This is a genomic window from Thalassospira sp. MCCC 1A02898 (assembly GCF_001618185.1).
GTDB lineage: Bacteria > Pseudomonadota > Alphaproteobacteria > Rhodospirillales > Thalassospiraceae > Thalassospira > Thalassospira tepidiphila.
In genome coordinates this window covers 1-20,291 of sequence record NZ_LPXK01000007.1, presented here as the reverse complement: position 1 = coordinate 20,291, position 20,291 = coordinate 1, and the positions used below count along the sequence as shown (strand labels likewise).

Here is a 20,291-nt window from a genome sequence, read left to right as displayed (position 1 = left end):
ATCATTTCTGCGTTTGGAACCGCAGGCTTACGCTATCAAGCCAGGCCCGTGTGCGTTTTTCATTTTGCCCGAAATCATCGCGGCCATAGACCGATTGGGCGAACAAACAGAAAGCCACATCATTGCCTGTTTCCGGCAGGATCAGCTCGATCTCGACCCAGTCGGGAAAACGAAATACTGCCGAGCGCGCCAGGAAATAAAGGCGACCCGCCTTGCCACCTGAAACATCGGTCATCAACGTCATGCCGTGATCCGGGGCTGTTTCGATCAAGACTTCGGTCAGTGTCGCGACCGATGCCGCAAAAGACGGACTTTGCATGGCGCGATCACTGTCAGGCAGCCGGTCAGCCGGACAGGCAAGGAAGAAATTCGGCACATTCGGAAGGTCGGCATCGCGCCCGAAGGTCATATTGGGGGGATCGCCAGCAGGCAACATATGATCCATCAGCCCGGTAAAACGGACCGTTACGAAAATGCCTGCCAGTACCAGCAGTCCCCAGATTGCAACCATCGCCAGCCGTTTCAATGACACCACCTGCCCTTTTGCGAACTCCGATACATTAACCACAAAAGGTTAAGAATCAAAATGCCCGAACGGGAGGGAACCGTCGGGCATTTCGGGAAACACGCCCGTCAATCAGCAAACCAAGGGGGGGGGATATGGAAATTCGCTGATCGGCGGGAATGTATCGGAGTTTGTGAGCCGGGATGCTTAGGCAGCGGCCGGAAGCTTGGCCGCTTCGACATTGGCAATTGCCTTGGCCATGGCTTCTTCGGCGTTAACGCCAAAACCAGACGCTTCGACAACTTCGACATCGGTGATGCCGATAAAGGCCAGAACCTGTTTGAGGTACGGGGTCGCGAAATCAGCCGGGCTATTGACCGGAACGCCACCGGTTGCGGCAACGATGTAGGCTTTTTTGCCTTCGACCAGACCAACCGGGCCGTTTTCGGTGTAATTGAAGGTCACACCAACGCGTGCAATCAGATCAACCCAAGCCTTAAGGGTCGAGGGGATGGAGAAGTTGTACATCGGTGCACCGATGACAAGAACATCAGCATCCATAATCTCGGCCACCATCTTGTCAGATGCGGCGATCACTTTTTTCTGAGCTTCTGAACGGTTTTCAGCCGGGGTGTAATAGGCACCAACGGTTTCGCCGGTGATCGCTGAAACGACTGCTTCGTTGGTGTCACGTTCGATAACGGTTGCCGAAGAATCAGCGGCCTTGATGCGGTCGATCAGTTTGAGGGCGATCTGGCGGGAGTTCGAGTTCTCACCATTCACAGATGCGCTAACATGCAGAACTTTAGTCATTTTCAGTCTCCGAGTCCGGGTTTGTTTGTTGCCCTGAACTTACGCCTGCCAAACCAATCTGTTTAGCCAGAGACTCTTCACCAGATTGTTTCCATTTTGGAACCTAAATAACCGTTGGTTATTTATTGTCGTGTTTCTTTTGACGCTCTGCGCGCAGGCGGTCGAAATATTCGACGCGTTTTTTAAGATCGCGTTCAAAGCCGCGTTCAACCGGCTCGTAGAAATTTTGACGACGCATGCCTTCGGGGAAGTAGTTCTGGCCGGAAAAACCATCTTCCTGATCATGGTCATAGGCATAGCCGGTGCCATAGCCGATATCCTTCATCAGCTTGGTCGGGGCATTAAGGATATGGGCGGGCGGCATCAGCGACCCGGTATCGCGCGCGATCTTGAGCGACTTTTTATAAGCCGCATAACCGGCGTTGGATTTTGGCGCGAGGGCGAGATAAATCACCGCCTGTGCCAAGGCCAGTTCGCCTTCGGGACTGCCAAGGCGTTCGTATGATTCCCACGCGCCAATACAGAATTGCTGGGCCTGCGGATCGGCAAGACCGATATCCTCGACCGCCATGCGGGTCAGTCGGCGGGCAACGAATTTGGGATCCTCGCCCCCGGCCAGCATCCGGTTAAACCAATACAACGCTGCATCCGGGTCGGAACCCCGGATGGATTTATGCAGCGCACTGATCAGGTTGTAGTGACTGTCATCGCCCTTATCATAGATCGGCATGCGCTTTTGCACGGTGCGGGCAAGCTCCGCCACGCCAAGCGGACCGTCATCTTCGCTGGGCGGCAGGGAAAACAGTTCCTCTGCCAGGTTCAGGCAATAACGCCCGTCGCCATCGGCCATGGCGCGCAGGGTTTCGCGGGCCTCGGGCGTGACCGGCAGCTCAAAGCCCATTTCCTTTTCGGCGCGCACCAGCAGTTCTTCGAGGCCCTGATCATCAAGACGCTTGAGCACCAATACCTGACACCGTGACAGAAGGGCTGCGTTAAGCTCAAAAGACGGGTTTTCGGTGGTCGCGCCAATCAGGGTGATGGTGCCGTCTTCAACATAGGGTAGGAAGCTGTCCTGCTGGGCCTTGTTGAAACGATGGATCTCGTCAATGAATAGCAAGGTCGCCCCGCCGGTCGACCGGCGCGCACGGGCACGTTCAAACACCTTGCGCAGGTCGGCAACGCCAGAAAAGATCGCAGAAAGCGGTTCAAACGCCATATCGGCAACATCGGCCATCAGACGGGCCAATGTCGTTTTGCCACAGCCCGGCGGCCCCCACAGGATCACCGACGGCACACGGCCGGTCTTGATCATGCGGGTGATCGGGCCATCATCGCCAAACAGATGCCCCTGGCCTACCACTTCATCGAGTTTGGCGGGGCGCAGTCTGTCGGCCAAAGGGCGCGTGACCTGACTTTCAAACAGGGAAACCATACAGCGACATCATGATGTTGAGCGGGTTGGTGACTTTGGCGAAACGTAACACGCAGATGACATTGATGACAGACGAAACATCGTCGATTGACGCTGGCATATGTGCGGCATAGCTTTCAGGCTTGTTTCCATCCAAGCAACAAAAAGAACACGTTCGTGACGCTCGTTTTTGCCTGCCTGCCCGATCCTGACTGTCGGTGCCTGCCATGACGTCGACTTCGCATGGCACGCCCGCCAAATTGCCGATTGTGATCGGGTTGGGCACGGGACAGACCCTTGCATTTGGCACCACATTGTATCTGCCGGCCATTCTGGCAGAACCGATGGCAATTGAGCTTGGCATTCCACCGGGTTGGGCGTTTGGCGCCTTTTCACTTGCGCTGGTGTTTGCCGCCCTGCTGGGTCCGAAGGCCGGGGCGCGGATTGATCAGTTTGGTGGTCGCGCGGTGCTGGCGGTTTCCAGCCTGATCTTTGCCGTCGGTCTTGCGATGCTGGGTACGGCCGATAGCCTGACCATGATGTGTGTGGCGTGGTGCGTCATTGGTGTTGGCATGTCGATGGGGCTTTATGAGTCGGCCTTTGCCACGCTGAGCTGGATTTATGGCCATGATGCACGCGGTCCGATCACCGGCATTACCCTGATTGCCGGTTTTGCCAGCACGATCTGCTGGCCTATTACCGCCGGGATTGAGGCCGAGTTTGACTGGCGCACGGCTTGCTATTTCTGGGCGGCGATGCACATCGTGCTGGGCTTGCCGCTTAATCTGTTTCTGATCCCGCGCAGCAAGACAGGCAACCGAGCATCCGCTGCCGCAGATACGGCCAAAACATCCCCTGCCGCTGTCCCTGCCCCGGCCAAGCTATCGCGTTCGGATATCTTCAATATGCAGATGATCCTGCTGGCCATCGTGTTTGCCGCCAGCTGGTTTACCGCAACGGCCATGGCCGCCCATTTGCCGCGCCTGTTACAAATTTCGGGGATGGATGCCGCCGGTGCGCTGATTGCCGCGTCGCTTGTGGGGCCAGCACAGGTTGCGGGCCGCTTGGCCGAATTCGGCTTGCTGAAAAAGATGCATCCGCTGATTTCATCACGGCTTTCTGCCCTGACCCATCCGGTGGGGGCGGTGTTGCTTTTGGTCTTTGGCGGACCGGTCGGAATGCTGTTTACCAGCTTGCACGGGATCGGCAATGGCATTTTGACCATCGCCAAGGGCACCCTGCCACTGGCGACCTTTGGCCCGGTTGGATATGGCGCCCGGCAAGGCTATATCATGGCGCCATCGCGCTTTGCACAGGCGGCCGCCCCGTTTGTCTTTGGGCTTTTGATCGATGATTACGGGCAATATGCGATTTTACTGACCATCGTGCTTGGCCTTGTCACCTTTGCCGCCCTGATGATGCTGCGTCATCAGCCCGTGTCTGGTAATGCCGACTGACCGAGACACAAAAAAGGCGCGCACCACACAGGTCCGCGCCTTTGTTTTGGGTATCAGGCCTGAGGGTTACAGGGTGAAATCACCGGTCAGGACCTTGCCATCGCGTTTGACGGAAATCTTCCAGTCGCGGCTGCGTTCACCGGCACGGACGACTTCCTTGAAACGCGCGACCGTATCGATCGGTTGTCCATTGACCTCGACAATATAGTCACCGGCCTGAAGACGCGTACGACGTGCGAGGCTATCGCGGGCAACAGCAAGGATCATCACACCTTCGCTAAGTGTATCGATGCCCAGTTCATCGGCTAGTGCCGGGTTCATATTGGCGATCTTGGTGCCGCTGAAAGGATTGCGGCCATCAATGATGCTTTCGTCACGGGCGGGAATTTCCGGTGCGACTTCCAGCGGCATGGCAAGGATGGTTTCGGCCCCGCGCCGCAGGACTGACAGCTTTGCCTCGCCGTTCAGCTCAAGTGTTGCGATACGGAATTTAAGCTCGTTCGGATTATCAACCGCCAGGCCATTGACTGCGATGACAACATCACCCGATTGCAGGCCGCCGCGTTCAGCGGGGCTTCCAGCGCGAACCTTGTTGATCAGGACCCCATGCGGGCGATCAAGTTCAAGCGAGGCCGCCAAATCGGCCGTCACCGACTGTCCGGCCGCACCCAGCCAGGGGCGACGCAGATCGCCACTGATCAGGCCGCGCATCACCACCTTGATCATATTGGCCGGAACGGCAAAGCCGATGCCGTTCGACCCGCCAGACTTGGTAAAGATCGCCGAGTTCACCCCGATCAGGTTGCCATCAATATCGACCAATGCGCCGCCGGAGTTGCCGGGGTTGATCGCCGCATCGGTCTGGATGAAGGATTGATAATCCTGACCGGTGACACCGGCACGCGCCAATGCCGAAACGATGCCACTGGTCACGGTTTGTCCGACACCAAAAGGGTTGCCGATGGCCAGAACAAGGTCGCCAACCTCGACCGCGTCCGAATCGCCAAACGGAATGGCCGGCAGTTCGTTATCCACCCCGCGCAGTTTGAGGACAGCAAGATCGGTGCGTTCGTCCGAGCCGACCAGATCGGCATCAAATTCGCGGTTGTCATGTAAGACGACGCGGATCTCGCTGGCGCCATCGATCACGTGATGGTTGGTGACCACCGTGCCATTGCCCGAAACAATCACACCGGAGCCGAGCGAGCGTTCAACACGCTGGCGCGGGGCGCCAAAAGCACCGCCGAAACGATCGCCAAAGAACTGCTTGAAGAACGGGTCGTTGAAGAACGGCGTGCGCTGGCGTTGTTCGACGACTTTCTTGGTGTAGATGTTGACAACCGCCGGGGCGGTTTGTTTGACCAATGGCGAAAGCGACATCTTGATGTCCGCCTGGCTTGACGGCAAACGCCGATCCAGGGTGGCTTCATCGCTTTGGGCATGGGCCAGATTGCCTGTGCTGGAAATCGTCGCGAGGCCGATTATGGCAAAGGCGACAATCTTTGAAATCCATCTTGCCTGCACGTCACACTCTCTCTGTTGGTTTGCTTGTTCGCGGTCTTGTGACCGACAAAGACTTGTCATCAATTAGGGAAACTAGACCTTACGCGCAACCTTGTCGGAAATATGAACTTTACGTCATTTAGCAAAAAGAAAACGGGCGACACCGTAAGGCATCGCCCGTTTCTGTTTCTTAAAGGCCGAAGCGCTGCTTATTCAGCAGATGCTTCTTCGCCTTCGCCCTCTGCTTCGAGGCGAGCACGGTCTTCCGCGCCTTTTGCATCGGCGTTGCGATCGACAAGTTCAATCACAGCAACCGGAGCCGCATCGCCATAACGGAAGCCAGCCTTGAGAACACGGGTGTAACCACCAGCGCGCTCTTTGTAGCGGTCAGCGATTTCGCCGAACAGCTTGGCAACGACTTTGTCATCGCGCAGGATCGAAATGGCCTGACGGCGTGCATGCAGGTCGCCCCGCTTGCCCAGCGTAATCAGTTTTTCGACATACGGGCGAAGATCCTTGGCCTTCGGAAGAGTGGTTTTGATCTGCTCGTGGGTGAGCAGCGAAACTGCCATGTTGGCAAACATCGCCTTACGATGGGACGAAGTACGATTAAGCTTACGGCCTTGCATACCGTGACGCATGGTAACTCTCCTTAATAGCCTGGCTTCGCTCACGAAACCGATTGTAAAACCGCGCCGCCACCCTGATCACTTTTACACAAAGGCCAGGTTATGCACGTGCGGTGTGGGCAACAAGCCCGCCGGATGCCCAAACAACTGGGTCCCCGGTTTGGAACACGAATGTTCCGATCTCGGCCCGAAGGCCGAAGACCCGTTCTTAGAACGGATCTTCGAACTTGCGAGCAAGTTCTTCGATGTTTTCCGGCGGCCAACCGCCGACTTCCATACCAAGATGCAGACCCATCTGAGCCAGTACATCCTTAATTTCGTTCAGCGACTTACGGCCGAAGTTCGGCGTACGGAGCATTTCTGCTTCGGTCTTCTGAACAAGATCACCGATATAGATGATGTTGTCGTTCTTCAGGCAGTTAGCCGAACGTACCGACAGCTCAAGCTCGTCAACCTTACGCAGAAGGTTACGGTTGAACGGCAGTTCGTCTTCTTTCTTCTCTTCGACAACCGCTTCCGGCTCTTCGAAGTTGACGAACAGCGACAGCTGGTCCTGAAGGATACGGGCAGCAAGCGCAACCGAATCTTCCGGGGTCAGTGCACCGTTGGTTTCAACGGTCAGCGACAGCTTGTCAAAGTCGGTATCCTGACCAACACGGGTGTTTTCCACCTTGTAGGCCACTTTACGGATCGGGCTGAAGATCGCATCGATCGGAATAAGACCAATCGGCGCGTCCGACGAGCTGTGCGAGCTGGCTGCAACATAGCCTTTACCGTTATCAACGGTGAATTCGATGTTGAGCGTAGCACCATCGTCAAGATGGCAAAGCTCGAGATCCGGGTTAAGGATTTCGATATCCGCACCGGTTTCGATCTGACCTGCGGTGACGGCACCAGGGCCGGTCGCCTTCAGAGCCATTTTCTTCGGACCTTCAGCATGCATGCGCACGCCCATGGTCTTAATGTTCAGGATGATGTCGGTGACATCTTCACGCACACCCGGGATCGACGAAAATTCGTGCAATACGCCGTCGATCTGGATCGCGGTAACTGCCGAACCCTGGAGCGACGACAGCAGAATGCGACGCAGCGCGTTACCCAGAGTCTGACCAAAACCGCGCTCCAGCGGTTCTGCCACGATCGTACCAATACGGCTGGCATCAGTACCCGGAGTAACATCAAGCTTCGTCGGCTTAATCAGTTCCTGCCAGTTCTTTTGAATCACGAGACCCACCTTCGCAACTGGAGCCTATGGAAAGGAGGGCAATAAACTTGCCCCCACGAGAAACGCGAAGAGGCCCGGTCATCCCGGGCCCAAACGCGGGGTCGTCCGCAAGGATCGACGCGATTAGACGCGACGACGTTTACGCGGACGGCAACCGTTGTGCGGAATCGGCGTTACGTCTTTGATCGACGTAATGGTGAAACCGACAGCCTGAAGCGCACGCAGTGCAGATTCACGTCCCGAACCCGGGCCTTTAACCTGTACTTCGAGGGTTTTCATACCGTGTTCAGCAGCTTTTTTACCTGCGTCTTCGGCAGCCATCTGTGCAGCATACGGAGTCGATTTACGCGAACCGCGGAAACCCATACCACCAGCGGTCGACCAGGAAATGGTATTTCCCTGTACGTCGGTGATGGTGATCATGGTGTTGTTGAAGGTCGCGTTTACGTGCGCGATACCGTTCGTAATGTTCTTGCGCTCGCGGCGACGCACGCGAGTCTGAGGAGTCTTCGCCATTGTCGTTCCCCTACCTTACTTCTTCTTGCCAGCAATCGGCTTAGCCGGGCCCTTACGGGTGCGAGCGTTGGTGTGGGTACGCTGACCGCGTACCGGGAGACCGCGACGATGACGCAGGCCGCGATAGCTGCCCAGGTCCATCAGACGTTTAATGTTCATTGCGGTTTCACGACGGAGGTCGCCTTCGACGGTGTAATCAGCGTCGATGACTTCACGAACCTTCAGAACCTGGTCATCAGAAAGCTGATGAACGCGGGTTGCGGATTCGATGCCAACCTTTGCGCAAATTTCTTTGGCTTTAGCCGGGCCAATACCGGTGATGTAGGTAAGCGCAATCACGACACGCTTAGCGGTCGGGATGTTTACGCCAGCAATACGAGCCACTATGTGAACTCCTGTTTCCTGTTAACAAACCCAGGGGCAGATCCGGTAGGGTAGGACGCTGCAAAAGCGGGCCAGCATTACTGCCAACCCGCCAGCAAAAAAACGCCCTGCCCGGGAAATTACCCCAGGATGGCTTCAATCTCGCGCGTAACTTGGTCGATTTCAGCCATCCCGTCAACTGTTTTCAGCTTACCGACCTTTTCATAGTAAGGAATGATCGGTGCTGTCTGCTTGTGATAAGCTTCCAGTCGCGAAGTGACCGTCTCGGCATTGTCGTCCGCACGGCGTTTAAATTCGGTGCTGCCACATACGTCACAGACACCTTCCTTGGCGGGTTTCTGGAACTCGTCGTGATAGCCCTGCCCGCATTTCGCGCAGGTATAGCGGCCGACAATACGGGCCACCAGTGCTGCATCGTCAACACGCAGTTCAATCACATAGTCAAGTGCCAGTCCCTTGGATTCCAGCATCTCGTCCAGGGCTTCTGCCTGGGCGGTCGTGCGTGGGAACCCGTCCAGAATGAAACCACCTTTGGTATCATCCTGGTCAAGTCGTTCGGAAATCAGACCGATCATCAGATCGTCGGATACGAGCTGGCCCGCGTCCATGACTTCCTTTGCCTTCTGCCCCAGTTCCGTGCCAGCAGCAACCGCCGCGCGGAGCATGTCGCCCGTCGAGAGCTGGATCATGCCGCGTCCTGTTTCAAGACGCTTGGCCTGGGTACCTTTCCCTGCGCCGGGAGGGCCAAGAAGGATAATATTCATCGTCTTCCCCCTGAATGCGGTGGTCGCTTGTTAACGGCGGCGACCACGCAGTTTGGATTTCTTGATCAGGCCTTCATACTGATGAGCCAGCATATGAGACTGAATCTGCGCAACGGTATCCATGGTTACCGTGACAACGATCAGGAGGCTAGTCCCACCAAAGTAGAAGGGAACAGACCATTCCGCGATCAGAAGTTCCGGCAGGATACAGACGAATGCGAGATACGCTGCACCGATCACCGTCAGACGGGTCAGAATGAAATCCAGATAGTTGGCTGTATTTTTACCCGGACGAATGCCCGGAATAAAGCCACCATGTTTCTTCAGGTTGTCTGCCGTATCTTCCGGGTTGAAAACAACCGCGGTGTAGAAGAAGGCAAAGAAGACAATCAAACCGATATAAAGCGCAATATAAAGCGGCTGACCACGACCAAGCAGTGCAGTTGCAGTCGTCAACCAGGCCGGAGCATCAACACCGGTGGTGAACTGGGCAACCGACAGCGGCATGAGCAGCAGCGAGCTTGCGAAGATCGGCGGAATAACACCGGCAGTGTTGATCTTGAGCGGCAGGTGCGAGCTCTGACCTTCCATGACCTTCATGCCGACCTGGCGTTTCGGGTACTGGATCAGAACGCGGCGCTGCGCACGTTCAACAAAGACGATGAAGGCGATAACCGCGATTGCCAGAACGATGATTGCAACGATAACCAGTGCAGAGATCGCACCGGTACGCCCCAGTTCAAGGGTTCCTGCAATCGCGCTTGGCAGACCGGCAACAATACCGGTGAAGATGATCAGAGAAATACCGTTACCAATGCCGCGCTGGGTGATCTGTTCACCAAGCCACATCAGGAACATGGTGCCACCAACAAGGGTGATCACAGCGGTAATGCGGAAGAACATGCCCGGATCCACAACAGCAGCACCGGTCGAACCGGTCATGCTTTCAAGACCAACAGCAATGCCCCATGCCTGCACCGTTGCAATCAGCACCGTCAGATAGCGGGTATATTGATTAATCTTTTTACGACCCTGCTCGCCTTCCTTCTTGAGTTGCTCAAGCGTTGGCGAAACAGTCGTCATCAACTGAATAATAATCGAGGCCGAGATGTACGGCATGATATTCAGCGCGAAGATCGTCATACGACCCAGCGCACCACCGGCGAACATGTCAAACATGCCCAGAACGCCACCCGCATTCTGACGGAAAATGTCAGCAAGAATAGACGGGTCGACACCAGGAACCGGAATATAGGTTCCAAGACGGTAAACAATAAGCGCGCCCAAAGTGAACCAGATACGCTTTTTAAGCTCGGTTGACTTTGAAAAAGCGGACCAATTCAGGTTCGCGGCAAGCTGCTCGGCGGCCGATGCCATGCACTCATCTCCCAATACACATAAACTGGAGGGTCCGGTCCCGTGTACTGGAACCGGACCCTCTCGAAGTCAATTTAGGCTTATTCTGCGGATTCTGCAGCAGCGACCGGAGCAAGAACCTTGACCGAACCACCAGCTTTCTCGACAGCTTCGACAGCTGCTTTGGAAGCACCGGAGATTTCGATGTTCAGTTTCGCTTTCAGTTCGCCTTTGGCAAGAAGACGCAGACCGTCTTTCTGCGGACGAGCCAGACCTTTTTCCGCAAGAACAGCGACGGTGACATTTGCACCTTCTTCAAGAACGCCGTTATCAACGGCAGTCTGAAGGGTACCAAGGTTCACAACGCCGAACTGTTTCTTGAACGGGTTTTTGAAGCCGCGTTTCGGAAGACGGCGATAGATAGGCATCTGCCCACCTTCGAAGCCATTGATGGCTACACCCGAACGGGACTTCTGACCCTTCTGACCTGCGCCAGAAGTTTTGCCTTTGCCCGAACCGATGCCGCGACCGACGCGGGTGCGCGCGTTGCGGGCACCCGGGTTATCGGCGAGTTCGTTGAGTTTCATCGTTCAACACCTTTTCGATCTGGGGTCAATCAAGCCTCGTCCACACGGACGAGGTGTTTGACCTTTGCGATCATACCGCGAACAGCCGGAGTATCTTCCAGCTCACGAGTCCGGTGCAGTTTGTTCAGGCCAAGACCAACGAGGGTCTGGCGCTGATCAGCCGGACGTCCGATCGGCGAACCCGTCTGGGTAACGCGTACGGTCGCTTTTTTCTTAGCAGCCATATCGAATTACTCCTTTTCGAGAACGGCGGCAGCAGCCGAACCGCTATCGCGACGGGCAACGACGTCACCGACTTTCAGGCCACGCTTAGCAGCGACCTGACGCGGGGAAGCACCGTTGACCAGAGCGTCAAGGGTTGCGCGGATCACGTTGTGCGGGTTGTTCGAACCGGTGCATTTGGACACAACGTCCTGAACGCCCATGGTTTCGAAAACCGCACGCATCGCACCGCCTGCGATGATACCGGTACCAGCCGGAGCGGAGCGAAGGATAACCTTGCCTGCACCGAAATGGCCCTGCGTATCATGGTGAAGGGTACGGCCTTCACGCAGCGGAACGCGGATCATGTTACGTTTAGCAGCTTCGGTGGCCTTACGGATCGCTTCCGGAACTTCACGGGCTTTACCCGTGCCGTATCCGACGCGACCGCGCTGGTCACCGACAACTACCATTGCGGAGAAAGCAAAGCGACGGCCGCCCTTAACGACTTTCGCGACGCGGTTGATACCAACCAGCTTGTCGACGAGTTCGTTTTCTTCACGGGCTTTCGGCGCCTGCTGCTGTTGATTCTGGTTACGTGCCATGGTCGTGCTCCTTAGAAGTCCAGACCGCCCTCACGGGCGGCATCGGCCAGAGCTTTCACCCGGCCATGGAACAGATACCCGCCACGATCGAAAACGACCGTTTTCACACCAGCTTTGACTGCGCGCTCGGCAATTGCCTTGCCAACCAGAGCAGCGGCGTCGGCATTGCTGCCTTTCGCCTTCAGATCTTTCTCCATCGTCGAGGCAGCCACCAGGGTGGTGCCTTTGACATCGTCGATGATCTGAGCATAGATGTGGGCGTTCGAACGGTGCACGCTGAGGCGCGGGCGACCGGCCGCTTTCTGGCGGATCGCAAAACGAACGCGACGCTTGCGGCGTTCGAATAGGCTTCTCACGTTTTTCATCGTGCCTGTCCTTACTTCTTCTTGCCTTCTTTGCGCAAGATATACTCGCCTTCGTAGCGGACACCCTTGCCTTTGTAAGGCTCCGGACCGCGCCAGCCGCGTGCATTCGCAGCGAACTGACCAACGAGTTGTTTATCTGCGCCAGAAATGGCGACGAGGGTCGGCTTTTCAGCAACGACGTTAAGACCCGCAGGGATCTCCATTTCTACGTCATGTGAGAAGCCAAGCTGCAGAACCAGGTTTTTGCCCTGAACCTGCGCACGGTAACCAACACCGGTGATTTCCAGTTTCTTGGTGAACCCTTCCGAAACCCCGGTAACGAGGTTCGCGATATTGGCACGGGTGGTACCCCAAAGGGCACGTGCGCGCTTGCTATCGTTTTTAGGTTTCACGAAGATCTGGTTATCTTCCTGAGTGACGGATACGTCCGAGGTCAAAGCCAGGTTAAGCTCACCGAGCTTGCCTTTTGCGCTGATCTGCTCTTCGGTCAAGGTGATGGTAACGCCGTTAGGCACGACCACCGGGTTTTTTCCTACTCGCGACATCGTTGGCCCTCCTTAGAATACCTTGCAGAGGATTTCGCCGCCGACATTCTGCTCGCGAGCCTCCTGATCCGATAGAACCCCTCGCGGAGTGGACAGGACTGCGATGCCCAGACCGTTATATACCTTCGGAAGATCTTTGATCTTCGAATATACACGACGACCCGGGGTCGAGACGCGGTCGATCTGCTTAATCACGCCATCACCCTCAAAATATTTGAGTTCGATGGTGATTTCGCTGACGCCCTTGCGAATTTCATTAACATTGTAACCGCGGATATAACCTTCGCGCTGGAGAACATCCAGCACACCGGTACGCAGTTTCGAAGCCGGCGAAACGACGCTGGATTTACCAACGCGCTGGCCGTTACGGATACGCGTGAGCATATCACCGACTGGATCAGTCATCGACATGTGATGTCCTCCTTACCAGCTCGACTTCACCATGCCCGGGATCTGACCACGTGAAGCAAGTTCACGAAGCGCGATACGGGACAGGCGGAATTTGCGATAGACACCACGCGGACGACCGGTGATCTGGCAGCGAATACGCTGACGGATACGAGCCGAGTTACGCGGCAGCTGGGCGAGTTTCATCACAGCAACGATACGATCCTCAGGGGTCGTCTCGCGATTTGCGATAACCGCTTTAAGGGCGGCACGCTTGGCAGCATATTTTTTTGCCAGGCGTTCACGTTTGAGTTCACGCTCTACAGCGCTTTTCTTGGCCATGGGCCAACCTCCGTTAGTTTCCGAACGGAAGATCAAAGCCCTTAAGAAGGGCGAGAGCTTCATCGTCGGACTTAGCCGTGGTACAAATGATGATATCCATCCCGCGAACAGAGTCGACTTTGTCGTACTCTACCTCAGGAAAGACGAACTGTTCTTTCAAGCCCATGGCAAAGTTGCCACGACCATCGAAAGATTTTTTGTTCAGGCCGCGGAAGTCACGAACGCGCGGCAGCGCGATGGTGACCAGGCGGTCCAAGAACTCAAACATACGGTCGCGACGCAAGGTCACTTTACAACCGATGTTCATACCTTCACGCAGCTTGAAAGCCGCAACGGACTTTTTCGCTTTGGTGAAGACAGGCTTCTGACCGGTGATAGCAGCGAGATCCGCAGCAGCACCTTCCAGCTTCTTACGATCCTGGGTGGCGTCGCCGACACCCATGTTGATCACGATTTTCTCGAGGCGCGGAATCTCCATGGTGTTCTCGTAGGAGAACTCCTTCTGGAGTGCGTCACGCACCACTTCTTTATAATGTTCGCGCAGGCGCGTCATTTTTCCGTCCCTCAGTTGTCGATGACTTCGCCGCTGAGCTTCGCTACGCGAACCTTGCGACCATCATCGAGGGTCTTGAAACCGACGCGGGTCGGCTTGTTTTCTTTCGGGTCAACAATCGCGACGTTGGAAACAGCAATTTTTGCTTCCTTTTCGACGATGCCACCAGCATCAGCACCGGTCGGGCGCTGGTGACGTTTCACCAGGTTAATGCCCGAAACCAGAACTTTGTTCTCGGTCGGGAAAGCGGCGAGAACTTCGCCGGTTTTCCCTTTGTCTTTACCCGTCAGAACAACGACGCGATCGCCCTTTTTAATCTTGGCAGCCATTACAGCACCTCCGGAGCGAGCGAAATGATCTTCATGTAACCTTTAGAACGAAGTTCACGGGTTACCGGGCCAAAAATACGCGTGCCGATCGGCTCGCCGTTCGCATTAATGAGAACGGCAGCGTTGCGGTCAAAGCGGATCGCCGAGCCATCGGCACGACGAATTTCCTTTGCGGTGCGAACGATGACAGCTTTGTGAACTGCACCCTTCTTTACGCGACCGCGCGGAATGGCTTCCTTGACGGAAACCACGATAACATCACCAACGTTGGCGGTTTTGCGCTTCGAGCCGCCCAGCACCTTGATGCACTGGACGCGGCGAGCGCCGCTGTTGTCGGCGACGTCCAGATTGGACTGCATCTGGATCATGGGTTTACCCCTTGACTATGATTGGGCTGAGGACTCACTCCTCGACCACTACTTCCCAAGACTTCAACTTCGAGATCGGTTTGCATTCGCGAATGCGAACAACGTCACCCGTTTTGAAGCGGTTCTCTTCATCGTGCGCGTGGAATTTCTTCGACTTACGCACGTACTTTTTATACAGCGGGTGCATGACCTGGCGCTCCACTCGGACCACCACGGTCTTGTCGTTTTTGGTCGAAACGACTGTCCCCTGCAATACACGCCTCGGCATGTGTGTCTACTCCTCTGCGTGTCCAGTTAGGCCGCGGTTGCACCCTTCTCGTTACCGAGAAGGGTTTTAATGCGGGCAATATCACGACGGACCTGGCGGACCCGCGCAGTGTTCTCGAACTGCCCCGAAGCCTGCTGGAAACGCATATTGAACGATTCCTTACGCAGGTCCAGAAGCAGCTGCTTCAGTTCGTCAGCGCTTTTAGCGCGGAGATCAGCAATTTTCATCACTAATTACTCCCCTTCACCAAGACGGGTGACAAACTTGGTCTTGATCGGCAGTTTTGCCGACGCCAGCTCGAAAGCTCGGCGTGCAAGATCCAACGGAACACCGTCGAGTTCAAACATGATCCGACCCGGTTTAACGCGTGCCGCCCAATATTCAGGCGAGCCTTTACCTTTACCCTGACGGACTTCGGCAGGCTTCTGCGAGACCGGGAGATCCGGGAAAACGCGAATCCACACACGGCCTTGACGGCGCATGTGGCGGGTGATCGCGCGGCGAGCCGCTTCGATCTGACGCGCCGTTATACGCTCCGGCTCCATGGCTTTCAAGCCATAAGCGCCGAAATTAAGTTCGGTACCACCCTTGGCTTCGCCTTTGAGGCGGCCTTTGTGGGCTTTACGGAACTTTGTACGTTTCGGAGAAAGCATATCGGGATCTCCTTACTTACGACCGGAACCAGCCGACTCGAGAGCGCGACGCTCAGAAGCCAACGGATCATGTGCCATGATTTCGCCCTTGAAGATCCAGACCTTCAGACCGCAAACACCGTAGGTGGTGTGTGCTTCCGAAGTGCCATAATCAACGTCCGCACGCAGGGTATGCAGCGGAACGCGACCTTCACGGTACCATTCGGTACGGGCGATTTCAGCGCCACCAAGACGACCAGCAGCATTAATACGAATGCCACCGGCACCGAGACGCATTGCGTTCTGAACCGAGCGCTTCATAGCGCGACGGAACGAAACACGGCGCTCAAGCTGCTGGGCGATGTTGTCAGCGACCAGCTTGGCATCGAGTTCCGGCTTGCGGATCTCGATGATGTTAACCTGCACTTCGGCATTTGCCAGTTTCTGCAGATCGTTCTTGAGCTTCTCGATGTCCTGGCCTTTTTTCCCGATCACAACGCCCGGACGAGCGGTGTGAATCGAAATGCGGGCTTTCTTCGCCGGACGTTCGATAATCACCTTCGATACACCCGCCTGTTTCAGACGGTCGAAGATGAAATTGCGGATCGCGAGATCTTCGTGAAGAAGACCAGCGAAATCGGCCTTGTTGGCGTACCAGCGGGAATCCCAGGTACGGTTAATGCCAACGCGCAGACCGATCGGATTAATTTTCTGACCCATTACTCGGCCTCCTCACGTTCGCAAACGACGATGCGCATGTTGGAGAACGGCTTAATGATTTTGCCAACACGACCGCGTGCACGGGCGCGCCAGCGCTTCATTACGAAGGCCTTACCAACAGATGCCTCTTTAATATAGAGACGGTCAACATCGAGCTGATGGTTGTTTTCGGCATTAGCAATTGCCGATTCCAGCAGCTTTTTGACGTCCTGCGAAATGCGTTTATTGGAGAAGGTCAGTTCTGCCAAAGCAGCTTCTGCCTTCATACCACGAATCGACTCGGCGACGAGGTTGAGCTTACGCGGGGAAATGCGTACTGCCCGGAGCGAAGCCGCAGCCTCGTTATCCGCCAGCCGACGGATGTCAGCTTTCTTACCCATCGTTACTTCCTCTTCGCCTTTTTGTCGGCCGCGTGACCATAGTAGGTACGGGTCGGCGAGAATTCACCGAACTTGTGACCAATCATATCTTCGGTCACGAGCACCGGCAGGAATTTCTGGCCATTGTAAACCCCAAAGGTGAGGCCTACGAATTGCGGCAGAATCGTCGAACGCCGCGACCAGGTCTTAATTACCTCATTCCGGCCTGAGGCACGGACAGTATCGGCTTTCTTAAGAAGGTATCCGTCAACAAACGGACCCTTCCAAACGGAACGCGCCATAGTCTAGCCTCCTCCGTTAGCTCTTGTGACGACGGCGCATGATGAGCGCGTCGGTCTTTTTGTTCGAGCGGGTACGTTTGCCCTTGGTAGGCTTGCCCCACGGCGTAACCGGGTGACGACCACCCGACGTACGACCTTCACCACCACCATGCGGGTGATCGATCGGGTTCATGGCAACGCCACGAACCGAAGGACGCTTGCCAAGCCAGCGATTACGGCCGGCTTTACCAAGGTTCGAGTTCTGATGGTCCGGGTTGGACACGGCACCAATGGTAGCCATGCATTCACCACGAACCAAACGTACCTCACCGGAGGACAGCTTAAGCTGGGCGTAACCCTGGTCCTTACCAACAAGCTGTACATACGAGCCTGCTGAACGTGCGACCTGACCACCTTTACCGGCTTTCAGTTCGACGTTATGGACAATGGTACCGACCGGAATGTTCTTCAGCGGTGCGGCGTTACCCGGCTTAATGTCTACGCGTTCAGCGGCAACAATGTTGTCGCCGACAGCGAGACGCTGCGGTGCGAGGATGTAGGCCAGCTCGTCGTCGGAATAGCGAACCAGTGCGATAAACGCGGTACGGTTCGGATCATATTCCAAACGTTCGACGGTACCGACGACGTCAAACTTGGTACGTTTGAAGTCGATGAGACGGTAACGACGTTTGTGACCACCACCAATACGGCGGGCGGTGATACGACCAGTGTTGTTACGGCCACCTTTCTTGCGAAGACCTTCGGTCAACGCTTTGATCGGCTTGCCCTTGTGGAGATCAGAACGATCCACGAGAACCAGCTGACGGCGACCAGGAGAGGTTGGTTTAAACTTCTTCAAAGCCATTGTCTTAGATTCCCGTAGTCACATCGATGGACTGGCCCTCTTCGAGGGTCACCATCGCTTTCTTGAAATCGCTCCGACGACCGGAAATACCGCGAAAACGCTTGGTCTTTCCTTTTACCACAGAGGTATTGACCGCCTTGACCTTCACCCCGAACAGACCTTCCACAGCAGCCTTGATCTCCGGCTTGGTGGCGTCGATCGCAACTTTGAACGCAACTGCGTTGTGTTCAGAAATCAGCGTCGACTTTTCAGTGATATGCGGGGCGCGGATGACTTCGTACATCCGCTCTTTGCTGATGATCGTCATTTGAGACGTGCCTCCAACGCTTCGACCGCACCCTTGGTCAGCACCAGGGTGTCACGGCGCAGGATGTCATAGACGTTAGCACCAATCTGCGGGAGCACATCAACCTGCGGGATGTTGCGCGCTGCGCGTGCAAAACCTTCGTTGACCTGCGCACCGTCGATGATCAGTGCAGACTTCCAGCCGAGTTTATTGAAAACTGCGACCAGATTCTTGGTTTTGGCGTCCGAGAATTCCGCATTATCAAGAACGATAAGCTTACCGTCTTTTGCCTTGGCCGACAGAGCGGTTTTCAGCGCGAGTTTACGGAACTTCTTGGTCAGATCGTGTGCGTGGTCGCGAACGCGCGGACCGTGCACGGTACCACCACCACGGAACTGTGCGGCTTTACGGGAACCGTGACGTGCACCGCCACTACCCTTCTGACGCACGAATTTTTTCGTGGTTGCGGAAACTTCGGACTTTTCCTTTACCTTGTGGGTACCGGCACGGCGTTTTGCCAGCTGCCAGTTCACCATGCGGTGCAGGACGTCACGACGTACTTCCAGACCAAAGATGTCTTCTGCAAGATCAATCTTACCGGACTTGGAAGCGTCAAGTTTGAGAATGTCGAGCTTCATGATGCTTATTCCTTATCCTCGGCGACAGCTTCTTCAGCGGCCGGGGCAGCACCCTTGAGCGCGGCCGGGAACGGCAGACCTTCCGGTGCAGCACGCTTCACGGCATCCTTGACAAGGACATAGGCACCCTTGTGACCCGGAACGGCACCATGCACCAGGATCAGGCCTTTGTCGGCGTCCGAAGACACGACTTTAAGGGACTGAACGGTTACACGTGCGGCACCGAGGTGACCAGCCATCTTCTTACCTTTGAAGACGCGGCCCGGGTCCTGGCACTGACCGGTGGAACCATGCGAACGGTGCGATACAGACACACCGTGCGACGCACGCAGACCACCGAAGTTGTGACGCTTCATCGCACCGGCAAAACCTTTACCGATGGACGTGCCGATTACGTCAACGTACTGACCTTCGACGAAATGGGTTGCAGCAAGTTCTGCACCAACTTCGATCAGGCCATCTTCGCTCACGCGGAATTCAGCAAGTTTGGCTTTCGGCTCAACCTTGGCTTTGGCGAAGTGGCCACGCATCGGCTTGGATACGTTTTTCACTTTCGCTTTGCCATAACCAAGCTGAACAGCGACGTAGCCGTCGGTGTCGTTGGTACGGTTGGCGACAACCTGAAGATCTTCGACCTTCAGAACGGTTACAGGAAGGTGGGAACCGTCGTCGTTGAAGACGCGGGTCATACCGACCTTCTGGGTAATAAGTCCACTACGCATTGCGGCTTACTCCCGATTAAAGTTTGATCTCGACATCGACACCGGACGCAAGGTCGAGCTTCATAAGAGCATCGACGGTTTGCGGGGTCGGGTCGACAATGTCGAGAAGACGCTTGTGCGTACGGATTTCAAGCTGTTCGCGTGACTTTTTGTTCACGTGCGGAGACCGCAGAACAGTGTACTTTTCGATGCGGGTCGGCAGCGGAATCGGGCCGCGGACCTCTGCGCCAGTGCGCTTCGCCGTATTGACGATCTCACGCGTGGACTGATCCAGCACGCGATGGTCAAACGCCTTGAGGCGAATGCGAATGTTCTGACTATCCATGTAATTATGTACCGGAGCCCTCAAAAGGACACCGGCCCCTCAACTGGAGTTGACGATTGCCGCAAAAGTGTTGCGGGCGGCTTACATAGCCGCCCGCTCCACAAAGATCAAGAGAAAAAATTATTCGATGATCTTGGCAACAACGCCCGCGCCGACGGTACGACCGCCTTCACGGATTGCGAAACGCAGACCTTCGTCCATTGCGATCGGTGCAATGAGAGTTGCGGTCATCTGAACGTTGTCGCCCGGCATAACCATTTCAGTGCCAGCCGGCAGCTCGATCGAACCGGTTACGTCAGTCGTACGGAAGTAGAACTGCGGACGGTAGTTCGAGAAGAACGGCGTGTGAC

The 20,291-nt window shown here is 55.7% G+C and carries 33 protein-coding genes and 1 pseudogene; 1 reads left to right on the top strand and 33 read right to left on the bottom strand.

From position 1 onward, the window contains the following. Nucleotide 1: 1 nt before the first annotated feature. The 4 genes from AUQ41_RS05175 to AUQ41_RS20655 all read right to left on the bottom strand — a co-directional run bounded on the left by AUQ41_RS05175 (nucleotide 2) and on the right by AUQ41_RS20655 (nucleotide 2,958). A complete protein-coding gene (locus tag AUQ41_RS05175; protein WP_143588697.1) occupies nucleotides 2-532 on the bottom strand; it encodes a DUF1499 domain-containing protein in 531 nt (176 codons plus the stop codon). A 180-nt stretch (nucleotides 533-712) separates the two neighbouring features. Next, nucleotides 713-1,318, bottom strand: coding sequence for an FMN-dependent NADH-azoreductase (locus AUQ41_RS05170; RefSeq protein ID WP_063087040.1), 606 nt, complete (start codon nucleotides 1,316-1,318; stop codon nucleotides 713-715). Nucleotides 1,319-1,436: 118 nt separating this feature from the next. After that, nucleotides 1,437-2,750: a replication-associated recombination protein A gene (locus tag AUQ41_RS05165; RefSeq protein ID WP_063087039.1), complete on the bottom strand. Its 1,314-nt coding sequence runs from the start codon at nucleotides 2,748-2,750 to the stop codon at nucleotides 1,437-1,439. Beyond that, a complete protein-coding gene (locus tag AUQ41_RS20655; protein WP_143588696.1) occupies nucleotides 2,734-2,958 on the bottom strand; it encodes a hypothetical protein in 225 nt (74 codons plus the stop codon). Before AUQ41_RS20655 ends, AUQ41_RS05165 begins: the two co-directional genes overlap by 17 nt. Between AUQ41_RS20655 and AUQ41_RS05160 the strand changes: the two genes are divergently transcribed. Then, nucleotides 2,957-4,186 carry an MFS transporter gene (locus AUQ41_RS05160; RefSeq protein WP_063087038.1) on the top strand — a complete coding sequence of 410 codons (1,230 nt, stop codon included), beginning with the start codon at nucleotides 2,957-2,959 and terminating at the stop codon, nucleotides 4,184-4,186. The genes AUQ41_RS20655 and AUQ41_RS05160 overlap by 2 nt on opposite strands. A gap of 66 nt (nucleotides 4,187-4,252) precedes the next feature. On the opposite strand, the gene AUQ41_RS05155 is transcribed toward AUQ41_RS05160, so the two are convergent. From AUQ41_RS05155 to tuf, 29 genes and pseudogenes are all read right to left on the bottom strand, one after another. Then, nucleotides 4,253-5,710: a DegQ family serine endoprotease gene (locus tag AUQ41_RS05155; RefSeq protein WP_063087037.1), complete on the bottom strand. Its 1,458-nt coding sequence runs from the start codon at nucleotides 5,708-5,710 to the stop codon at nucleotides 4,253-4,255. A 188-nt stretch (nucleotides 5,711-5,898) separates the two neighbouring features. Continuing rightward, on the bottom strand, nucleotides 5,899-6,330 hold the full coding sequence (gene rplQ, locus AUQ41_RS05150) for a 50S ribosomal protein L17 (protein ID WP_063087036.1): 432 nt from the start codon (nucleotides 6,328-6,330) through the stop codon (nucleotides 5,899-5,901). A gap of 196 nt (nucleotides 6,331-6,526) precedes the next feature. Next, nucleotides 6,527-7,543: a DNA-directed RNA polymerase subunit alpha gene (locus AUQ41_RS05145; RefSeq protein WP_008892197.1), complete on the bottom strand. Its 1,017-nt coding sequence runs from the start codon at nucleotides 7,541-7,543 to the stop codon at nucleotides 6,527-6,529. Nucleotides 7,544-7,666: 123 nt separating this feature from the next. Then, on the bottom strand, nucleotides 7,667-8,059 hold the full coding sequence (rpsK, locus tag AUQ41_RS05140; protein WP_008892196.1) for a 30S ribosomal protein S11: 393 nt from the start codon (nucleotides 8,057-8,059) through the stop codon (nucleotides 7,667-7,669). A gap of 15 nt (nucleotides 8,060-8,074) precedes the next feature. Beyond that, nucleotides 8,075-8,443 (bottom strand): 30S ribosomal protein S13, encoded by a 369-nt coding sequence (gene rpsM / locus AUQ41_RS05135; protein ID WP_008892195.1) that lies wholly within the window; start codon nucleotides 8,441-8,443, stop codon nucleotides 8,075-8,077. Nucleotides 8,444-8,562: 119 nt separating this feature from the next. Next, on the bottom strand, nucleotides 8,563-9,207 hold the full coding sequence (locus tag AUQ41_RS05130) for an adenylate kinase (protein WP_008892194.1): 645 nt from the start codon (nucleotides 9,205-9,207) through the stop codon (nucleotides 8,563-8,565). Nucleotides 9,208-9,237: 30 nt separating this feature from the next. Then, a complete protein-coding gene (secY, locus tag AUQ41_RS05125) occupies nucleotides 9,238-10,584 on the bottom strand; it encodes a preprotein translocase subunit SecY (protein ID WP_008892193.1) in 1,347 nt (448 codons plus the stop codon). Nucleotides 10,585-10,664: 80 nt separating this feature from the next. Beyond that, nucleotides 10,665-11,150 carry a 50S ribosomal protein L15 gene (rplO, locus tag AUQ41_RS05120; RefSeq protein WP_063087035.1) on the bottom strand — a complete coding sequence of 162 codons (486 nt, stop codon included), beginning with the start codon at nucleotides 11,148-11,150 and terminating at the stop codon, nucleotides 10,665-10,667. A gap of 29 nt (nucleotides 11,151-11,179) precedes the next feature. After that, nucleotides 11,180-11,374, bottom strand: a complete 195-nt coding sequence (gene rpmD, locus AUQ41_RS05115; RefSeq protein WP_007091489.1) for a 50S ribosomal protein L30 — start codon at nucleotides 11,372-11,374, stop codon at nucleotides 11,180-11,182. Between the two features lie 6 nt (nucleotides 11,375-11,380). Continuing rightward, nucleotides 11,381-11,956: a 30S ribosomal protein S5 gene (gene rpsE / locus AUQ41_RS05110; protein ID WP_008892191.1), complete on the bottom strand. Its 576-nt coding sequence runs from the start codon at nucleotides 11,954-11,956 to the stop codon at nucleotides 11,381-11,383. A gap of 11 nt (nucleotides 11,957-11,967) precedes the next feature. After that, complete coding sequence (rplR, locus tag AUQ41_RS05105; RefSeq protein WP_008892190.1) at nucleotides 11,968-12,321, bottom strand: 50S ribosomal protein L18; 354 nt, start codon at nucleotides 12,319-12,321, stop codon at nucleotides 11,968-11,970. Between the two features lie 11 nt (nucleotides 12,322-12,332). Beyond that, nucleotides 12,333-12,866 (bottom strand): 50S ribosomal protein L6, encoded by a 534-nt coding sequence (gene rplF, locus AUQ41_RS05100; RefSeq protein WP_008892189.1) that lies wholly within the window; start codon nucleotides 12,864-12,866, stop codon nucleotides 12,333-12,335. A 12-nt stretch (nucleotides 12,867-12,878) separates the two neighbouring features. Further along, the gene (gene rpsH / locus AUQ41_RS05095; protein WP_008892188.1) at nucleotides 12,879-13,277 is read right to left on the bottom strand and encodes a 30S ribosomal protein S8; all 399 of its coding nucleotides are present in this window, start codon (nucleotides 13,275-13,277) and stop codon (nucleotides 12,879-12,881) included. A 12-nt stretch (nucleotides 13,278-13,289) separates the two neighbouring features. Then, entirely contained in the window at nucleotides 13,290-13,595 is a 306-nt protein-coding gene (gene rpsN, locus AUQ41_RS05090) for a 30S ribosomal protein S14 (protein WP_008892187.1), read from the bottom strand. A 13-nt stretch (nucleotides 13,596-13,608) separates the two neighbouring features. Next, nucleotides 13,609-14,148: a 50S ribosomal protein L5 gene (rplE, locus tag AUQ41_RS05085; RefSeq protein WP_008892186.1), complete on the bottom strand. Its 540-nt coding sequence runs from the start codon at nucleotides 14,146-14,148 to the stop codon at nucleotides 13,609-13,611. Between the two features lie 11 nt (nucleotides 14,149-14,159). Further along, nucleotides 14,160-14,477 (bottom strand): 50S ribosomal protein L24, encoded by a 318-nt coding sequence (rplX, locus tag AUQ41_RS05080; protein ID WP_008892185.1) that lies wholly within the window; start codon nucleotides 14,475-14,477, stop codon nucleotides 14,160-14,162. Beyond that, nucleotides 14,477-14,845 carry a 50S ribosomal protein L14 gene (gene rplN / locus AUQ41_RS05075; protein WP_008892184.1) on the bottom strand — a complete coding sequence of 123 codons (369 nt, stop codon included), beginning with the start codon at nucleotides 14,843-14,845 and terminating at the stop codon, nucleotides 14,477-14,479. The genes rplX and rplN overlap by 1 nt, the downstream gene beginning before the upstream one ends. A 34-nt stretch (nucleotides 14,846-14,879) precedes the next feature. Next, nucleotides 14,880-15,113 (bottom strand): 30S ribosomal protein S17, encoded by a 234-nt coding sequence (gene rpsQ, locus AUQ41_RS05070; RefSeq protein ID WP_008892183.1) that lies wholly within the window; start codon nucleotides 15,111-15,113, stop codon nucleotides 14,880-14,882. A 26-nt stretch (nucleotides 15,114-15,139) separates the two neighbouring features. Then, nucleotides 15,140-15,340: a 50S ribosomal protein L29 gene (rpmC, locus tag AUQ41_RS05065; protein WP_008892182.1), complete on the bottom strand. Its 201-nt coding sequence runs from the start codon at nucleotides 15,338-15,340 to the stop codon at nucleotides 15,140-15,142. Between the two features lie 6 nt (nucleotides 15,341-15,346). Then, complete coding sequence (rplP, locus tag AUQ41_RS05060; protein ID WP_063087034.1) at nucleotides 15,347-15,766, bottom strand: 50S ribosomal protein L16; 420 nt, start codon at nucleotides 15,764-15,766, stop codon at nucleotides 15,347-15,349. 12 nt (nucleotides 15,767-15,778) lie between these two features. Continuing rightward, on the bottom strand, nucleotides 15,779-16,465 hold the full coding sequence (rpsC, locus tag AUQ41_RS05055) for a 30S ribosomal protein S3 (RefSeq protein WP_008892180.1): 687 nt from the start codon (nucleotides 16,463-16,465) through the stop codon (nucleotides 15,779-15,781). Continuing rightward, on the bottom strand, nucleotides 16,465-16,845 hold the full coding sequence (rplV, locus tag AUQ41_RS05050; RefSeq protein ID WP_008892179.1) for a 50S ribosomal protein L22: 381 nt from the start codon (nucleotides 16,843-16,845) through the stop codon (nucleotides 16,465-16,467). Before rplV ends, rpsC begins: the two co-directional genes overlap by 1 nt. A 2-nt stretch (nucleotides 16,846-16,847) precedes the next feature. Further along, a complete protein-coding gene (rpsS, locus tag AUQ41_RS05045; RefSeq protein ID WP_008892178.1) occupies nucleotides 16,848-17,126 on the bottom strand; it encodes a 30S ribosomal protein S19 in 279 nt (92 codons plus the stop codon). 16 nt (nucleotides 17,127-17,142) lie between these two features. Then, a complete protein-coding gene (rplB, locus tag AUQ41_RS05040; RefSeq protein WP_063087033.1) occupies nucleotides 17,143-17,970 on the bottom strand; it encodes a 50S ribosomal protein L2 in 828 nt (275 codons plus the stop codon). Nucleotides 17,971-17,974: 4 nt separating this feature from the next. Continuing rightward, nucleotides 17,975-18,277 carry a 50S ribosomal protein L23 gene (locus tag AUQ41_RS05035; RefSeq protein ID WP_008892176.1) on the bottom strand — a complete coding sequence of 101 codons (303 nt, stop codon included), beginning with the start codon at nucleotides 18,275-18,277 and terminating at the stop codon, nucleotides 17,975-17,977. Continuing rightward, entirely contained in the window at nucleotides 18,274-18,894 is a 621-nt protein-coding gene (gene rplD / locus AUQ41_RS05030; protein WP_008892175.1) for a 50S ribosomal protein L4, read from the bottom strand. Before rplD ends, AUQ41_RS05035 begins: the two co-directional genes overlap by 4 nt. A 5-nt stretch (nucleotides 18,895-18,899) precedes the next feature. Continuing rightward, on the bottom strand, nucleotides 18,900-19,616 hold the full coding sequence (gene rplC, locus AUQ41_RS05025; protein WP_008892174.1) for a 50S ribosomal protein L3: 717 nt from the start codon (nucleotides 19,614-19,616) through the stop codon (nucleotides 18,900-18,902). Between the two features lie 16 nt (nucleotides 19,617-19,632). Next, entirely contained in the window at nucleotides 19,633-19,941 is a 309-nt protein-coding gene (gene rpsJ / locus AUQ41_RS05020; RefSeq protein ID WP_008892173.1) for a 30S ribosomal protein S10, read from the bottom strand. Between the two features lie 120 nt (nucleotides 19,942-20,061). Continuing rightward, nucleotides 20,062-20,291 (bottom strand): annotated as a pseudogene (gene tuf, locus AUQ41_RS05015) (elongation factor Tu); the annotation flags it as partial.

Coding starts and splice junctions, on each gene's coding strand:
- rplB (WP_063087033.1), bottom strand. CDS start 17,970: ATGGCTTTGAAGAAGTTTAAACCAACCTCTCCTGGTCGCCGTCAGCTG.
- AUQ41_RS05165 (WP_063087039.1), bottom strand. CDS start 2,750: ATGGTTTCCCTGTTTGAAAGTCAGGTCACGCGCCCTTTGGCCGACAGA.
- AUQ41_RS20655 (WP_143588696.1), bottom strand. CDS start 2,958: ATGGCAGGCACCGACAGTCAGGATCGGGCAGGCAGGCAAAAACGAGCG.
- rplE (WP_008892186.1), bottom strand. CDS start 14,148: ATGACGCGCCTGCGCGAACATTATAAAGAAGTGGTGCGTGACGCACTC.
- rpsQ (WP_008892183.1), bottom strand. CDS start 15,113: ATGCCGAGGCGTGTATTGCAGGGGACAGTCGTTTCGACCAAAAACGAC.
- rplF (WP_008892189.1), bottom strand. CDS start 12,866: ATGTCGCGAGTAGGAAAAAACCCGGTGGTCGTGCCTAACGGCGTTACC.
- rplC (WP_008892174.1), bottom strand. CDS start 19,616: ATGCGTAGTGGACTTATTACCCAGAAGGTCGGTATGACCCGCGTCTTC.
- rpmC (WP_008892182.1), bottom strand. CDS start 15,340: ATGAAAATTGCTGATCTCCGCGCTAAAAGCGCTGACGAACTGAAGCAG.
- rpsE (WP_008892191.1), bottom strand. CDS start 11,956: ATGGCACGTAACCAGAATCAACAGCAGCAGGCGCCGAAAGCCCGTGAA.
- rpsK (WP_008892196.1), bottom strand. CDS start 8,059: ATGGCGAAGACTCCTCAGACTCGCGTGCGTCGCCGCGAGCGCAAGAAC.
- rplN (WP_008892184.1), bottom strand. CDS start 14,845: ATGATCCAGATGCAGTCCAATCTGGACGTCGCCGACAACAGCGGCGCT.
- rplP (WP_063087034.1), bottom strand. CDS start 15,766: ATGCTTTCTCCGAAACGTACAAAGTTCCGTAAAGCCCACAAAGGCCGC.
- AUQ41_RS05160 (WP_063087038.1), top strand. CDS start 2,957: ATGACGTCGACTTCGCATGGCACGCCCGCCAAATTGCCGATTGTGATC.
- rpsH (WP_008892188.1), bottom strand. CDS start 13,277: ATGTCGATGACTGATCCAGTCGGTGATATGCTCACGCGTATCCGTAAC.
- rplO (WP_063087035.1), bottom strand. CDS start 11,150: ATGAAACTCAACGAACTCGCCGATAACCCGGGTGCCCGCAACGCGCGC.
- AUQ41_RS05035 (WP_008892176.1), bottom strand. CDS start 18,277: ATGACGATCATCAGCAAAGAGCGGATGTACGAAGTCATCCGCGCCCCG.
- AUQ41_RS05130 (WP_008892194.1), bottom strand. CDS start 9,207: ATGAATATTATCCTTCTTGGCCCTCCCGGCGCAGGGAAAGGTACCCAG.
- rpsC (WP_008892180.1), bottom strand. CDS start 16,465: ATGGGTCAGAAAATTAATCCGATCGGTCTGCGCGTTGGCATTAACCGT.
- secY (WP_008892193.1), bottom strand. CDS start 10,584: ATGGCATCGGCCGCCGAGCAGCTTGCCGCGAACCTGAATTGGTCCGCT.
- rpsN (WP_008892187.1), bottom strand. CDS start 13,595: ATGGCCAAGAAAAGCGCTGTAGAGCGTGAACTCAAACGTGAACGCCTG.
- rplX (WP_008892185.1), bottom strand. CDS start 14,477: ATGGCTGCCAAGATTAAAAAGGGCGATCGCGTCGTTGTTCTGACGGGT.
- AUQ41_RS05170 (WP_063087040.1), bottom strand. CDS start 1,318: ATGACTAAAGTTCTGCATGTTAGCGCATCTGTGAATGGTGAGAACTCG.
- rpsJ (WP_008892173.1), bottom strand. CDS start 19,941: ATGGATAGTCAGAACATTCGCATTCGCCTCAAGGCGTTTGACCATCGC.
- rplV (WP_008892179.1), bottom strand. CDS start 16,845: ATGGGTAAGAAAGCTGACATCCGTCGGCTGGCGGATAACGAGGCTGCG.
- rpsS (WP_008892178.1), bottom strand. CDS start 17,126: ATGGCGCGTTCCGTTTGGAAGGGTCCGTTTGTTGACGGATACCTTCTT.
- rplD (WP_008892175.1), bottom strand. CDS start 18,894: ATGAAGCTCGACATTCTCAAACTTGACGCTTCCAAGTCCGGTAAGATT.
- rplR (WP_008892190.1), bottom strand. CDS start 12,321: ATGAAAAACGTGAGAAGCCTATTCGAACGCCGCAAGCGTCGCGTTCGT.
- rpmD (WP_007091489.1), bottom strand. CDS start 11,374: ATGGCTGCTAAGAAAAAAGCGACCGTACGCGTTACCCAGACGGGTTCG.
- rplQ (WP_063087036.1), bottom strand. CDS start 6,330: ATGCGTCACGGTATGCAAGGCCGTAAGCTTAATCGTACTTCGTCCCAT.